The sequence below is a fragment of the Nocardia sp. NPDC058658 genome (genome assembly GCF_042716665.1).
Taxonomy (GTDB): Bacteria; Actinomycetota; Actinomycetes; order Mycobacteriales; family Mycobacteriaceae; genus Nocardia.
In genome coordinates this window covers 119,742-132,773 of sequence record NZ_JBHXRR010000010.1, presented here as the reverse complement: position 1 = coordinate 132,773, position 13,032 = coordinate 119,742, and the positions used below count along the sequence as shown (strand labels likewise).

Here is a 13,032-nt window from a genome sequence, read left to right as displayed (position 1 = left end):
CGGTCCGCCGGGGGTGACCGAGACGGCCGAGCCGGAGGAGATCATGTTGGCGAGTGCGGTGAACAGAGCCGCGCTTCCGGTATCCATTACAGGCGTTCCTTTCGAAGTTTCCGAGTCAGACGGTCGGCTTGGTCGGCTCGTAAGCCAACGACGACCCACCTGCGAGGAAACCGAGAATCTGGGCGATGAGCGCCGTGGTGGCTTCATCCATGAGGACGTTCCTTTCGAACTACACGACGATCGAGCCGTCGACAAACCGCTACTACCCGGTGGTCCGGGGACGGTGAGGCGAATGTTACCTACGGCTGTTTCACTTCGTGGAGGATTCGGGAAGTCCCTACCGCGATATCTGGAACGAAAGGTAGCCGGATTCAGCGCAGCGCGGCCGCCTTTCGGGACAACCGCTTGGCCGCCGCGGTGTCGGCCGGTGCCTTCTTCGTCGCGGGGGCGGCTTTCTTGGCTGCTTTCTTCGCGGCGGGCTTCTTCGGCGCGGGCGCGGCCAGGACTTCTTTGAGGAACTGGCCGGTGTAGCTGTCCGACACCGCGGCGATGTCCTCGGGGGTACCGGTGGCGACCACGGTGCCGCCGCCGGAGCCGCCCTCGGGGCCCATGTCGATGACCCAGTCGGCGGTCTTGATGACATCGAGGTTGTGCTCGATGACGATCACCGTGTTGCCCTTGTCGACCAGGCCGTTGATCACCTTGAGCAGCTTGCGAATGTCCTCGAAATGCAGGCCCGTGGTCGGCTCGTCGAGGATGTAGACCGTACGGCCCATGGAGCGTTTCTGCAGCTCGGCGGCCAGTTTCACACGCTGGGCCTCACCGCCGGACAGCGTCGGGGCGCTCTGCCCGAGCCGCACATAGCCGAGACCGACCTCGACGAGGGTCTTGAGGTAGCGGTGGATCGAGGTGACCGGCTCGAAGAAATCGGCGGCCTCGTCGATCGGCATGTCGAGGACTTCGGCGATGGTCTTGCCCTTGTAGTGCACCTCGAGGGTTTCCCGGTTGTAGCGGGCGCCGTGGCAGACCTCGCAGGGGACGTAGACGTCAGGGAGGAAGTTCATCTCGATCTTGAGCGTGCCGTCACCCGAGCAGGCCTCGCAGCGGCCGCCCTTGACGTTGAACGAGAACCGGCCCGGCTGATAGCCACGCACCTTGGCCTCGGTGGTCGAGGCGAACAGGGTGCGGATCTTGTCGAAGACGCCGGTGTAGGTGGCCGGGTTCGAGCGCGGGGTGCGACCGATCGGCGACTGGTCGACCTGGACCAGCTTGTCGAGGTTGTCGAGGCCGTTGATCCTGGTGTGCCGACCGGGCACCTGGCGGGCGCCGTTGAGCTTGTTCGCCAGGACGGTGGCCAGGATGTCGTTGACCAGGGTCGACTTGCCCGAACCCGAGACACCGGTGACCGCGGTGAGCACACCCAGCGGGAACGCCACGTCGACGTTCTGCAGATTGTGTTCGGTGGCACCGACGACGGTGAGCTTGCGCTTCTTGTCGATCGCGCGGCGCACCAGCGGCAGTTCGATCTGCTCGCGGCCGGAAAGGTAAGCGCCGGTGAGGGATTCGGGTTCTTTCAGCAGGTCGGCGTAGGTACCGCTGTGCACAACGCGACCACCGTGCTCGCCGGCGAGGGGGCCGATGTCGACCACCCAGTCCGAGGCGCGGATGGTGTCCTCGTCGTGTTCGACGACGATCAGGGTGTTGCCCAGCTTCTTCAAGCGCAGCAGCGTCTCGATGAGCCTGCGGTTGTCGCGCTGGTGCAGGCCGATCGACGGCTCGTCGAGAACATAGAGGACACCGACCAGACCCGAACCGATCTGGGTGGCCAGCCGGATGCGCTGGGCCTCACCACCGGACAGGGTCGCGGCAGCGCGCGAGAGCGTCAGGTATTCCAGGCCGACGTCGAGCAGGAAGCCGAGGCGTGCCTGGATCTCCTTGAGTACCTGCCCGGCGATCGCGGTCTCGCGCTCCCCCAGCGTGAGCGAGTTCAGGAAGTGCGCGCAGTCGCCGATGGACAGCTCGCTGACCTCGGCGATCGACTTGTCGGTGCCGTCCGAGGCCAGGGTGACGGCCAGGATTTCCGGGCGCAGGCGGGAGCCGTTGCAGACCGGGCACGCCACATCGCGCATGTACCCGTCGTAGTGCTCTTTCATCTGCTCGGACTCGGTGTTGTCCATGCGCCGCTGCAGGAACGGCATCACGCCTTCGAAATCGGCGTAATAGGAGCGCTTGCGGCCGTAGCGGTTGGTGTAGGACACGTGGACCTGGTCGGAGCTGCCTTCCAGCACCGCCTTGCGGGCCTTCGCGGGCAGCTCGCGCCACGGGGTGTCCATGGAGAAGCCGACCGCCGCGGCCAAGCCGGACAGCAACCGGTTGAAGTATTCCGCGGTCTGCCCGCGCGACCACGGGGCGATGGCGCCGTCGGCCAGGCTCAGGTCCGGGTCGGGTACCACCAGTTCCGGGTCGACTTCCTTGCGGATGCCGAGGCCCGTGCAGTCGGGGCAGGCGCCGTAGGGCGAGTTGAAGGAGAACGAGCGGGGCTCGAGGTCCTCGATGTCCAGGGGGTGGCCGTTGGGGCAGGCCAGGCGCTCGGAGAAGCGGCGCTCGCGGTCGTGGGCGTGTTCGTCGCGGTCGACGAAATCGAGCACGACGATGCCGTCGGCCAGGCGCAGCGCCGTTTCGATCGAGTCGGTGAGGCGCTGTTTGGAGGCAGCCTTGACCGAGAGCCGGTCTACGACCACCTCGACGTCGTGCTTCTCCTGCTTCTTCAGCTTCGGCGGATCGGTGAGCGGATACACCACGCCGTCGACCCGCACGCGCGAGTAACCCTGGGTCTTGAGCTGGTCGAACAGGTCGACGAACTCGCCCTTGCGGGTGCGCACCACCGGCGCGAGCACCTGGAACTTGAGACCGTCGTCCATGGCGAGCACCTGGTCGACGATCTGCTGCGGGCTCTGCTTCTCGATCAGCTCGTGACACACCGGGCAGTGCGGCGTACCCGCGCGGGCGTAGAGCAGGCGCAGGTAGTCGTAGACCTCGGTGATGGTGCCGACCGTGGACCGCGGGTTGCGGTTGGTCGACTTCTGGTCGATCGACACCGCGGGCGAAAGGCCCTCGATGAAGTCGACATCGGGCTTGTCCATCTGTCCGAGGAACTGTCGCGCGTAGGCCGACAGCGATTCGACGTAGCGGCGCTGCCCCTCGGCGAAGATCGTGTCGAACGCCAAGCTCGACTTCCCGGAACCGGACAGACCGGTGAACACGATCAGGCTGTCGCGCGGCAAATCCAGGTCTACACCTTTCAGGTTGTGTTCCCGAGCTCCGCGCACAGTGAGGCGTTCCGCCACCTGGTGAATCCCTTCTCCATCGTCATCCGCCGACCGGACATATTCCCCCGCTGACAATGCTAGGCGTGGGGTCCGACAGAAATCTTGGAGCGCTGGCGCGCTCGAGTTCGCGGCCCCTTGTGTCCCGCTGTTGCGGCACCGTTGCTTGCTCCTTCGTCGCCTCGCAACGGCGCCGCAACAGCGGGACGGCCGCGAACCGCCGCTGCGCGGCGGACCCTCCTCGAGGTCGGGTCGTTGTAGTCGAGTTTTCGTTCTACGCCCGCGATTTCACGTATGCGGATTATGTTTGACGGCAGGTGGGAATCGTTCGACATGATGAAGGAGCCGACGTGCTCGAGGTGTTCCTGGTCGATGACCACGAAATCGTCCGGCGCGGGCTGATCGACCTCCTGGAAGGTGATCCAGAACTCACTGTGATCGGTCAGGCAGGCGGTGTCGCCGAGGCGATGGTGCGCATTCGCGAGGCCCGCCCGGACGTCGCGGTCCTGGACGTGCGGTTACCCGACGGCAACGGCATCGAACTGTGCCGCAACCTCCTGGCCGAGTTCGACGACCTGCACTGCCTGATCCTGACCTCGTTCTCCGACGAGCACGCCATGCTCGACGCCATCCTGGCCGGTGCCAGCGGATATGTCGTGAAGAACATCGACGGAATGAAACTGGCCGACGCGATCAAACAGGTCGGCGCGGGCCATTCGCTGCTCGACACCCGCGCCGCCGACGCCCTGCGCGCCCGGCTGCGCCGCAGCGCCGAACCCTCCGGGCCGCTGGCCGGGCTCACCGACCAGGAACGTCGGCTGCTCGAACTGCTCGGCGAGGGCCTGACCAACCGGCAGATCGCCGCGCGCATGTTCCTCGCGGAAAAGACGGTCAAGAACTATGTGTCGCGCCTGCTGGCGAAACTGGGTGTCGAGCGTCGCACCCAGGCCGCCGTCCTGGCGACGAAACTGCGGGAGCCGTGAGGGCTCAGGAGGGAACGACGATGGTGAGGTCCCCGTCATAGCGGCGGTAGAGCAGGTTCCCTCGGCCGGTGTGGCTGTCGGTGAAGAACAGGTAGGGCAGCCCGGCGGTGCACAACGCATCGGAGGCCTCGTCCTCGGCGAAGACGGGAGCCGCGTCCTGCACCACCCGCACCGGCATCGCGCTCGCGGTCAGCGGCAGCTCGGCCGACGCACCCGGCGCGGTGGTGAGCCGCTGCCTGGCCAGGGCGACACCGTGCGGGTCGGCCCAGGTGACGATGGCGTCCTCGCCGCTGTCGGCGTCGGTGAACAGGTAGGCGTCGTAGTCCATCGCGTCAAGGACGGTGCTGGCTTCCAGCGGGGTGCCGGTCATCAGGGCACAGTCCTTGCGGCGGATGATCGGACGCGTCTCGGTGATCTGGGCCAGCGGACGACGGGCCGGATCCGGCCACGCGCCGCGCGCTTCCTTGCCTGCGCGACGGGCGAGCTGACGGTCGAGCCGCTCGGCGGCGAATGTCACCGCGAAACCGCCGGGGCCGGTGACCTGTACTCGGGTGAGGGTGTCGTTGGTACGAATGTTGGCCTGCACCAGGGTCGGTTCGTCGTAACCCTGCGGCGCGGTGACGCGCACCCTGGCCGGACTGTCGAGGTGATGCCTGCGCATGACGCGGGTGATAGCGCGAACAGCGCGGGTGACGTCCTGAGCCGGCACTTCGCCGCACGTGGTCACGGCGAGCTCGGGGTCCGCTGCGGTCGTCCAGTGCTGGGTGCTCGACAACGAATTCATCATGTGCCCCACTTCTCGATCCCATTTCCCGGTGCCCTATGCCACCACTACCGTCGGTGCGAGTGAAGGGCCGAAAGTCCCCTCATTGCGGACTAGACTCGGTTTCGACTCACACAGGGAGCTGCGACGACGGGATACTGCGATGGCGAATGACGGTCGGACCGACCGCAATTCGGCGGGTCGGACGGTCTCGGAGCAGCGGCTACGGACACTGCTGGGCGAAGTGGCGGATCGGGTCGAGGTCATGATCGGCTCGCACGATCGGATGGACGGCCTCGTCGAGGCCATGCTCACGGTGACCGCGGGCCTCGATCTCGACGAGACCCTGCACGCGATCGTGCGCACCGCGATGAATCTGGTCGACGCGCGCTACGGCGGCCTCGCCGTGCGCGGCCACGATCAGCAGGTCGCGCAGTTCATCGACGAGGGCATTCCCGAACACCTGCGGGAACGGATCAAGGAAGTACCGATCGGCCTCGGCGTGCTCGACCCGGTCTACGCGGAGAACGCGCCGCTGCGCCTGGACGACGTCACCGCCCATCCCGCCGCGGTCGGATTCCCCAAGGGCCATCCGCTGATGCGCACGTTTCTCGGTGTGCCGGTACGCATTCGGGACAAGGTCTTCGGCAGTCTCTATCTCACCGAGAAATCCAACGGCCAGCCCTTCACCGAAGAGGACGAGGTGCTGGTGCTGGCGCTGGCGGCCGCGGCGGGCATCGCGGTCGACAACGCCCAACTCTACGAACAGGCGCGCACCAGGCAGGCCTGGATCGAGGCGACCCGCGATATCGCGACGGAGTTCCTGGCGGGCACCGAATCCGATCGGGTCCTCGCCCATGTGGTCGATCACGCGCGCAAGTTGACCGGTTCGCATCAAGCGTTCCTGGCGTCGGTGCCCGTTCCCGACGAATTACCCGGCGAGATCGCCGAACTGGTGATCACGCAGTGGACCGGACCCGACGCCGGGCAGGATTGGCAGACGGTGCCGATCGCGGGCACCGCGATGGGCGAGGCGTTCACCAGACGGACGCCGCTGCGCTACGACGACGCCGCGAAGATCACCCTCGGCGTGGACTTCCCCGGCGCCGAATTACCCGGCGCCGGACCGGTTCTGGTGCTGCCGCTGTGTACTTCGGACGCGACGCTGGGCGTGCTGGTGACCGTGCGTCCACCGGGATTCGCCCCGTACACCGACGAAATGCTGGAACTGACAGCGGCGTTCTGCGACCAGGCCGCGCTGGCGGTGCGCTTGGCCGACGCGCAGCGGCGCATGCGCGAACTCGACCTCGTCGCCGACCGCGACCGGATCGCCCGCGACCTGCACGATCACGTGATCCAGCGCCTGTTCGCGATCGGCCTCACCGTGCAGGCGACCATGCCCAAAGCGGTGGTTCCCGAAGTGCGGCAACGGCTTTCGACGGTGATCATGGACCTACAGGAAGTGGTGCAGGAGATCCGCACCTCCATCTTCGATCTGCACGCCAGCGGCTCCGGGCACAGCGAAGGGCTGCAGCAGCGCCTCGAGGTGGCGATCCGGCGCCAGACCGCCGACATCGCCCTGCGCGCGACGATCCAGGTGTCGGGCCCGCTGTCGGTGCTCGATCCGCAACTGGCCGACCACGCCGAGGCGGTGGTGCGCGAAGCGGTGAGCAACGCGGTGCGCCACTCCGGGGCCGACACCGTCGCGATCGTGATCGAGGTGGCCGACGATCTGGTGATCACGGTGTCCGACAACGGGTGGGGCATCCCGAACCACGTCATCCGCAGCGGGCTGCGCAATCTCGAACAGCGCGCGCAGGAGGCGGGTGGACGCTTCGAGATCGGTCCGGCCAAGCGTCCCGATGCCGACGGCAACCATCCCGAGATGTCGGGCACGCAGCTGCGCTGGGCGGTGCCGCTCCCCCAGGACGCGCCGACGACCGGTGGGTTCGCCCTCGCAGGCGGACCCGAATCCGGCGAGGACTGACCTCAGGCCGTCCCGGCTGTCAGGCCTTGGCCAGGATCAGCGCGGCGTTATTGCCTCCCATGCAAGAAACAGGGTCAGGCCTTGGCCAGGATCAGCGCGGCGTTGTTGCCTCCCATGCCCATGGACAACTTCAGGGTCGGGCCGTCGAGCATCGGGGTAGGACCGTCGAGCAGGCGCGGATGCGCGGGGGCCACGATCGGCGCCGAGGCTGCGATGCCGTGCTCGTATGACAGCGCGATCGCGGCGACTTCGACTGCGGCACAGGCACCTTGACAGTGACCGGTGAGCGGTTTGAGCGCGGTGACAGCGGGGCGGTCGTCGAAGACGGTGCTGATCACATCACGTTCGGCGGCGTCACACTGTCGAGTGCCGGTCCCGTGCGCGTTGAAATACGCCACGTCGCCTGCTTCGAACCCGGCATTGGTCAGCGCCCGCTCCACGCAGGCGATGATCTGGGCGTGGGTGGGATCCATCGAGACGACATGGAAAGCGTCGTTGGTCATCGCGCCGCCGAGGACCCGCGCGTACGGCAGTTCGGCGGCATCGGTCAGCAGCATCGCGACCGACGCCTCGGCCATGGTGAAGCCGAGCGTGTCCGCCTGGAAGGGCCGACAGGCGGTGAACGGGTCGGCGTCGGCGACCGCGGCACCGAGGCCGACGAAGTGTTCGAGCATCTCCGGGGTGGCCGAGAGGTCGGTCGTGACGCACAACACATCATCGACCAGACCCGCGTCACGCCACATTTTCGCGGTCAGCAGGCCGACATTGCCCGAACTGCAGGCCGCCGACACGTTCATCGCGGGCCCGTGGAAATCGAACTCCTGCATCACCACCGAGATGGGCGTCGACGGCAGCATCCGCAGATAGTCGCGCGAGCGCCGATGGCCGTCGTCGCGAACGTAGAAATCTCGCCAATCGGCCACATCCCCCAAGGTGAACGCGTGGACGAGCCCGACGGTGCGACCCGCTCGCCGCCACCCCCGTGCCTGCGCGTCGGCGATCGCCTCGGTGGCCGCGGCATGCACGGCACGCCCGAACAGACCGGTTCCGTACGCCGGGTCACCGCCGTCCGGGATCCGCCCGACCCAGGCGTGTTCATCGCGTCCCGGCCCGTAACCGGGGTACAAACGGGCCGCCGGTTTGCCCCCCATCAGTCCCTGCCACAAAGATTCGCGGCCCCACCCGTAACCGGAGACGACACCTATCCCGGCGATCGACATAGAATCGAGGGGGTGGGCCATGCCGCCCGTGAGCACATCCGATGTCACATCGCTCCTTGCGGATATTCATGAAGGATCACCAGACTAGTCCGGTATGCCGATCGCAGACCAGGCCCAGATCGGGGGTTTTCGCAGTGGGAGAAGGACAGACCGACGCGGCGAGCGCCGAGCAGCTCGCGCAGCGCTACCGGTCGCTGGTCGAACACACTCCCGATGCCATCTGCGTGCACGAGTCCGGGACCATCGTCTACGTCAATCCGGCCATGGTGCGCCTGCTCGGCGCGCGTTCGGCCGAGGAACTGCTGGGCTTGTCGATCACCACCTTCGTGCACCCCGACTCCGTGGCGCCGATGCTCGAACGGATCGACCAGCTCATCGAGGAGGGCTCGGCCTCGCCGCCCACCGAGATGGATCTGGTCCGGGTCGACGGGCGCACGGTGCCGGTGCAGACCGTCTCGGTGCTGACGGTGTGGCAGGAGAAACTCGCGTTCCAGGTGGTGGTGCACGATCTCACCGCCCAGCGCGCCGCCGAGGCGTCCGCGCGCCAGGCCGAGGCGTATTTCACGACCGTGGTGTCACAGCTGGAAGAGGGGGTGCTCGTCGTCGATCGGCGTGGTCGCCTGGAATCGATCAACCCGGCGGGCAAACGGATCCTCGGCCTCGACGACACCGAGCAGGTGCTCGGGCGTCTCATCGACGATCTGCCGATGGCGATGGTCGACCGCGACGGGCAGCCGCTGCCACCCGGCGAGCATCCGATGGCGCACACGCTCGCGACCGGCAAAGCGATCACCCAGTTCGTGTTCGGTGTCGACCGCGCCGACGGGCAGCAGGTGTGGCTGTCCTGCAATTGCCGGCTGCTCAACCCCGGCAGCCCGGATTCGGCCGGAGTGTCGTCCTTCGCCGATATCACCGCGTTCCGGGCCAGCAAGCGCCAGCTCGAATACCAGGCCACCCACGACGCGCTGACCGGGCTGGCGAATCGCTCGCTGATCCTGTCGCAACTGTCCGCAGCGCTGGCCGACGAGGGCGGCACCCTGGTCACCACGGTGCTGTTCATCGACCTCGACGGGTTCAAGGCGATCAACGACACCCTCGGACACGCCATCGGCGACACCGTGCTGCAGATCGTCGCCCAGCGTTTGCAGCAGGCGCTGCGCAGCGAAGACCTGGTGGGGCGACTCGGTGGCGACGAGTTCCTGGTGCTGCTGGCCGGGCATCCGCAGCGCGCGGACTTGCCCGCGCTGGTGGAGCGGCTGCGGGTCACGATGTCGGAACCGATCATCGCCAGCGGTCACCGCCTGGAAGTGAGCGCCTCGGTGGGCATCACCGAACTCGGCCCGCACGAACATCGCACGCCCGAGGCCGTGCTGCACGACGCCGACCTGGCGATGTACCGCGACAAGCCGTCGAAGCATCGTGACCTCGGTCTCGGTCAGAATCGACGCTCGAACAACACCCACGCCTCCTGACAGACTGGTCGGCGTGATAGTCGAGCACGCGCTGTTGCCCGTACGCCCCGGTGCCGCAACAGCTTTCGAAGCAGCCTTCGCGCAGGCGTATCCGATCATCGCGGGAATGCCCGGCTTCGGCGGGTTGTCGTTGTCGCGGTGCGTCGAGCGGCCCGATGAGTATCTGCTGCTGGTGCGCTGGGAGCAGTTGGCCGACCACACGGTGGGATTCCGCGAGTCGCCGGAATATCAGCGCTGGCGTGCGCTGTTACACCACTTCTATGAGCCTTTCCCGGTGGTCGAACACTTCACCCCGGTTCTCGGCGACGAAGTCTTCCCGCTCGCGGCGACCCGGCCCGCGGCCACGTAGACTCGACAACCTTGTTCTCAACGCGGTGACAAAGGAGTCCTGTTTTGCCCGACCGCCCTGCCGACGCCTCCCCGGCCGCGCACAACCGCGAGATCGAACAGGAACAGAAGTACCTCTCGGTGCTCTACGACCGGCTCGACGGTATGCGCGACTACGCGCAGAACCGGCTCAAGACCGTGCTGCTCGAAGCCGACGGCACACCGCAGGCGCGCAGTGAGCGCGAGTCGTTCACCCAGCTCTACAGCGAGGACCTGTCCAAATACGACGCCGCTGAGCACGGCCTGTGCTTCGGCCGGATCGACCTCGACGGCACCGACGAACAGCCGCGCTACATCGGCAGGCTCGGCATCCTCGACGAGGACAACGACTACGAGCCGCTGCTGCTCGACTGGCGCGCACCGATGGCCCGGCCCTTCTACCTGGCCACCACCGCCAACCCCGAGGACGTCACCCGCCGCAGGCACATCCGCTCGCGCAACCGCGCGGTGACCGCGATCAACGACGAGTACCTCGACCTCGACACCGCCCGCCGCGACGGTGCGGTCGGCACCGACGACGGCGTCGGCGGCGAGAGCGCGCTGCTGGCGGCGCTCAATGCCGCCCGCACCGGGCACATGAACGACATCGTCGAGACGATCCAGAGCGAGCAGGACGCGATCATCCGCTCCGAGCACAAGAGCGTGCTCGTGGTGCAGGGCGGGCCGGGCACCGGCAAGACCGCGGTCGCGCTGCACCGCGCGGCGTTCCTGCTCTACACCTACCGTCAGCAGCTGGCCAAGGCCGGTGTGCTGATCATCGGACCGAACGCCACCTTCCTCGACTACATCGGTCAGGTGCTGCCCTCGCTCGGTGAGACCGGCGTGCTGCTGTCGACCATCGGCGACCTGTACCCGGGCGTGAAGGCGGTGCGCGAGGACTCGCTGCGCGCCGGCGAGATCAAGGGCTCCCTGGACATGCTCGAGGTGCTCAAGCAGGCGGTGCGCGACCGCCAGGTTGTGCCGTCCGAGCCGGTTCGGCTGGCTTTCGACGGCTATCCGGTGACCCTGGACCGCAAGATCGCCACCCGGGCGCGCGGCCGGGCCCGCTCCTCGCGACGCCCGCACAACCTGGCAAGGCCGATCTTCGCGTCGTCGGTGATCGACGCGCTGACCGATCAGCTCGCCGCGACCATGGGCTCGGACCTGTCCGGCGGCACGAGCCTGCTCAGCTCCGCCGACCTCACCGAGATCGGCGACGAGATGCGCGCCGACCCGCAGGTGCAGGCGGCGATCAGCGCGCTGTGGCCGGTGCTCTCGCCCCAGGACGTGCTCGCCGACCTGCTCGCCGACCCCGCCCGCCTCGACCGCGCCGGCAAGACCCTGAGCCCCGAGGACCGGGCCGAACTGGTGCGTTCCGATGACGGCACCTTCGGCGCGGCCGACGCCCCGCTGCTCGACGAGCTGGCCGAACTGCTCGGTGTCGACGACAGCGAGGAACGCGAACGCTCACGCCGCCGCTGGCGGGCCCAGATCGAGGAGGCCCAGGACGCCCTCGACATCCTCACCGGTTCCGCGCCGCAGGACATCGAGGACGAACTCGACCCCGAGATCCTGATGGCCTACGACCTGATCGACGCCTCCCAGCTGGCCCAGCGTCAGCAGTTCACCAACCGCCAGACCACCGCCGAACGCGCCGCGGGCGACCGCACCTGGACCTACGGGCACGTGATCGTCGATGAGGCACAGGAACTTTCGGAGATGGCCTGGCGAATGGTGATGCGGCGCATCCCTAATCGCTGGATCACCGTCGTCGGCGATGTGGCCCAGACCGGTGATCCGGCGGGCGCGTCGTCGTGGCAGCGGGTGCTGGAACCCTACGTGGCCAAACGCTGGAAGCTCACCGAGCTCACGGTGAACTACCGCACCCCCGCCGAGATCATGGCGGTCGCGGCCGACGTACTCGCCGCGATCGATCCCGAGACGTCGGTGCCGCGTTCGGTGCGCGAGACCGGCAATCCCCCACGCGCCTACCGCGTGTCGCCCGCCGCCGTTCTCGGCGAGGTCGCGCGGTTGCTCGAAGCCGAGAACGGTCCCGGCACCTCAGCGGTTCTCGCGCCCGCGGCCCTGGTACCCGAATTGTCCTCGCTGGCAGGCGAATCCGTGCAGGTGCTCACCGTCCACGACGCCAAGGGCCTCGAGTTCGACCGCGTGTACCTGGTGGAACCGCAGGCGATCCTGGACGAGTCCCCCCGCGGCCTCAACGACCTCTACGTCGCCCTGACCCGCGCGACCCAGCGCCTGTCGGTGGTGCACACCGAGGAGCTCCCCGAGGTGCTGTCCTCGCTGTCCTGAGACGCGAAGAAGGCCCCTGATCGGTGGTGATCAGGGGCCTTCGTCGATCTCGAACTAGCGCACCGTGTGCACGATCAGGACATCGGAACGGGACTTGCGGGCCACGTCCGAGGGGACGGAGCCGAGCAGGCGGCCGGTGAGGGTGTTGAGGCCTCGGTTACCGACGACGAGCAGGTCGGCGTCCACTTCCTTGACGAGGTCGAGCAGCGAATCGACCGGCTCGCCGACGATCGCGCGGTCGACGATGTTCTTCGCGCCGGCGGCGATGGCCTTCTCCCGGGCGACGAGCAGGATTTCGTTGGTCGGGGCCGAGCCACGGACCTGGTAGGCCTCGTCCTTGAGTACATCGGCGGCGGCGGCGACATCGCGGTCGTCGGTCGGGAAGTAGGCGCAGGCAAGCACGAGGGTTGCCTCCGCGGCCCCGGCGAGCGCCGCGGCCTTTTCCACTGCCACGTACGACGAATCCGAGCCATCAGTACCGACGACAATGGTCCGGTAGGCGGTCATCTCTCCTCCAACTTGGTCGGTGCCAGCACCGAACCACTCGGGAATCGAGCGTCAGCGCGGCAATTGGCTCGACCTTAACGCCAAATCCGGCCGAT

General features: G+C 67.5%; 9 protein-coding genes. 5 read left to right on the top strand and 4 right to left on the bottom strand.

What is annotated here, in order from left to right; translation table 11 throughout:
- Window positions 1–371: 371 nt before the first annotated feature.
- Window positions 372–3,347, bottom strand: a complete 2,976-nt coding sequence (uvrA, locus tag ACFWUP_RS17100) for an excinuclease ABC subunit UvrA (protein ID WP_379235252.1) — start codon at window positions 3,345–3,347, stop codon at window positions 372–374.
- Between the two features lie 329 nt (window positions 3,348–3,676).
- Here uvrA and ACFWUP_RS17095 point away from each other — a divergent pair, with 329 nt between their 5' ends.
- Complete coding sequence (locus ACFWUP_RS17095; RefSeq protein WP_056824462.1) at window positions 3,677–4,309, top strand: response regulator transcription factor; 633 nt, start codon at window positions 3,677–3,679, stop codon at window positions 4,307–4,309.
- Between the two features lie 4 nt (window positions 4,310–4,313).
- Here the strand turns inward: ACFWUP_RS17095 and ACFWUP_RS17090 are convergent, their stop codons facing one another.
- A complete protein-coding gene (locus tag ACFWUP_RS17090; protein WP_379235250.1) occupies window positions 4,314–5,096 on the bottom strand; it encodes a hypothetical protein in 783 nt (260 codons plus the stop codon).
- A gap of 139 nt (window positions 5,097–5,235) precedes the next feature.
- Between ACFWUP_RS17090 and ACFWUP_RS17085 the strand changes: the two genes are divergently transcribed.
- Complete coding sequence (locus tag ACFWUP_RS17085; RefSeq protein WP_379235248.1) at window positions 5,236–7,059, top strand: GAF domain-containing sensor histidine kinase; 1,824 nt, start codon at window positions 5,236–5,238, stop codon at window positions 7,057–7,059.
- A 74-nt stretch (window positions 7,060–7,133) separates the two neighbouring features.
- On the opposite strand, the gene ACFWUP_RS17080 is transcribed toward ACFWUP_RS17085, so the two are convergent.
- On the bottom strand, window positions 7,134–8,279 hold the full coding sequence (locus ACFWUP_RS17080; protein WP_379235423.1) for a beta-ketoacyl synthase N-terminal-like domain-containing protein: 1,146 nt from the start codon (window positions 8,277–8,279) through the stop codon (window positions 7,134–7,136).
- 134 nt (window positions 8,280–8,413) lie between these two features.
- On the opposite strand from ACFWUP_RS17080, the gene ACFWUP_RS17075 reads away from it, so the two are divergent.
- Genes ACFWUP_RS17075 through ACFWUP_RS17065 form a run of 3 tightly spaced genes read left to right on the top strand, consistent with a single transcriptional unit; the run spans window position 8,414 to window position 12,430 of the window.
- The gene (locus ACFWUP_RS17075; protein ID WP_379235246.1) at window positions 8,414–9,751 is read left to right on the top strand and encodes a diguanylate cyclase domain-containing protein; all 1,338 of its coding nucleotides are present in this window, start codon (window positions 8,414–8,416) and stop codon (window positions 9,749–9,751) included.
- Window positions 9,752–9,764: 13 nt separating this feature from the next.
- Window positions 9,765–10,100: an antibiotic biosynthesis monooxygenase family protein gene (locus ACFWUP_RS17070; protein WP_379235244.1), complete on the top strand. Its 336-nt coding sequence runs from the start codon at window positions 9,765–9,767 to the stop codon at window positions 10,098–10,100.
- Between the two features lie 44 nt (window positions 10,101–10,144).
- The gene (locus ACFWUP_RS17065; protein ID WP_379235242.1) at window positions 10,145–12,430 is read left to right on the top strand and encodes a HelD family protein; all 2,286 of its coding nucleotides are present in this window, start codon (window positions 10,145–10,147) and stop codon (window positions 12,428–12,430) included.
- A 54-nt stretch (window positions 12,431–12,484) separates the two neighbouring features.
- Here the strand turns inward: ACFWUP_RS17065 and ACFWUP_RS17060 are convergent, their stop codons facing one another.
- Window positions 12,485–12,937, bottom strand: coding sequence for a universal stress protein (locus ACFWUP_RS17060; protein WP_379235240.1), 453 nt, complete (start codon window positions 12,935–12,937; stop codon window positions 12,485–12,487).
- Between the last annotated feature and the right edge of the window lie 95 nt (window positions 12,938–13,032).

Excerpts from the sequence above, each read along its gene's own strand:
- ACFWUP_RS17090 (WP_379235250.1), bottom strand. The coding sequence starts at position 5,096 with ATGATGAATTCGTTGTCGAGCACCCAGCACTGGACGACCGCAGCGGAC.
- ACFWUP_RS17085 (WP_379235248.1), top strand. The coding sequence starts at position 5,236 with ATGGCGAATGACGGTCGGACCGACCGCAATTCGGCGGGTCGGACGGTC.
- ACFWUP_RS17080 (WP_379235423.1), bottom strand. The coding sequence starts at position 8,279 with ATGTCGATCGCCGGGATAGGTGTCGTCTCCGGTTACGGGTGGGGCCGC.
- ACFWUP_RS17060 (WP_379235240.1), bottom strand. The coding sequence starts at position 12,937 with ATGACCGCCTACCGGACCATTGTCGTCGGTACTGATGGCTCGGATTCG.